The 1539-nt window shown below is 36.4% G+C and carries 2 protein-coding genes; both read right to left on the bottom strand.

What is annotated here, in order from left to right; all coding sequences use genetic code 11:
• Positions 1–284: 284 nt before the first annotated feature.
• Positions 285–662: a GNAT family N-acetyltransferase gene (locus AC1TPB_RS24825; RefSeq protein WP_482078942.1), complete on the bottom strand. Its 378-nt coding sequence runs from the start codon at positions 660–662 to the stop codon at positions 285–287.
• A 232-nt stretch (positions 663–894) separates the two neighbouring features.
• A complete protein-coding gene (locus AC1TPB_RS24820) occupies positions 895–1371 on the bottom strand; it encodes a DinB family protein (RefSeq protein ID WP_482078941.1) in 477 nt (158 codons plus the stop codon).
• Positions 1372–1539: the final 168 nt, after the last annotated feature.

Below are 1539 nucleotides of genomic sequence, written 5' to 3'. Positions count from 1 at the left end.
ACCCAAGCCCTTAATGGTGAGTCCTCTAGTTATTTCTGTTCCTTCGGTGTATAGTGATTCAGCGTGTCTAACCATATAGATGATGGTCTTCATATTATCCTCCTTGAATTGCTAACTTTTTACTGTGATTTCACATAACGTTCTTGTATTCACGAACTTCCGAAGGAAGTTGTCACATGATTCTACTTCTCTGCCAAAAGCATCACTGTGACCAAGGCGCAGCCGCTGCGTGAATACTGTGTTATGCGTAGTTACTGTCCTCTTCGAGAGACTTTCAATCAGATCTATATCTTCTTTATAAATCGATAACCAGTTATTTCAAAATCTAATGATTTATAAAACTCATGTGCCGTTTTTCTTTCATCTTTGATACCACTTGTCAATACGATAATTTCTGAACCATTCTTTTTTGACCATTCCTCTACATATTGAACTAAGGCCTTCCCTATACCTTTTCTTTGAAATTCTCTTTTTGTAACTAAAGCGGATATTTGTGTTACAACTTCTTCTACTTCATAAGAAAAAAGCTGTCTAATACCTATCATTCCAACTAACTCCCCTTGTTCTTCTGCTACAAAGGTATGATACATAGGGTTTGATTCGATTCTTTGTATTCTAGTTAACATGATTTCCGGTTTTGATGGATAACCTAACTCGCCCATTAATTCAGTTAATGAATTAAGATCACAATTTTTGTATGCCCTTACAATCAATTTTTATCAGCTCTCCTTTCATTTAAGTGGTTATCAGTAATTACGCATAACGTTCTTGTATTCACGAACTTGCGTAGCAAGTTGTCAGACAGCGATCACTTCCTGAATTACCTCTGCTGACCAAAGCGTAGCCGCCGCGTGAATACTGTGTTATGAGATGTAGGGGCCTTCTTCGAATTTCTTATTCAATTGTTTTCAAATATTCTTTTATTTGTTTTCCATGACCTTTATCGTGAAGACTAAAACTTCGTACATAACCTCGAATCGTGAATACTCTTTTGTCTCCATTCTTGTATTTGTTTGTATATTTTTCTTCTGTAAGTTCTATTATATCTGCAATAATCTTCTCTCTATATTCAATGAACTGATCAATAATATTAGCCTTACTTTGACTTTTGGCGTACTCCCTTGCTTTAGCATTAAATTCATCATAGTTCAAATGCTTTACTGTAAGCGCCTCTCCATGTTTTATTTTCTGAATTGCCCCTTCATAATAATACTTATCCCATAACATGATGTGACTTATCACATCCTTCATCGACCATTTCCCTTCAGACAATGGCTTATTCCAATGCTCTTCATCTATTGATTTCAAACTATTTACAAATGTAATAAATATTTTAAATTCTTCAATCATTTTCGAAGTTGATTTTGGCATTTTACTACTCCTTTTCTTATATTTTCACTTGCCCCTATTTCTCATAACGTTATTGTATTCACGACGTCCCACCACCTTAAGCCCGAAGGGCGGCCGCGACGCGGTTAGGTGGAGGGATGTGTCCAGCTGAATATGCTTCCCTGCTACTGCCAATTGCCTCTTCGATTC

This window comes from Paenibacillus sp. Y951 (assembly GCF_056786395.1).
The sequence above is the reverse complement of the archived record's forward strand: the minus strand, read 5'-3'. Positions and strand labels throughout refer to the sequence as shown.

Coding starts and splice junctions, on each gene's coding strand:
- AC1TPB_RS24825 (WP_482078942.1), bottom strand. CDS start 662: ATGGGCGAGTTAGGTTATCCATCAAAACCGGAAATCATGTTAACTAGA.
- AC1TPB_RS24820 (WP_482078941.1), bottom strand. CDS start 1,371: ATGCCAAAATCAACTTCGAAAATGATTGAAGAATTTAAAATATTTATT.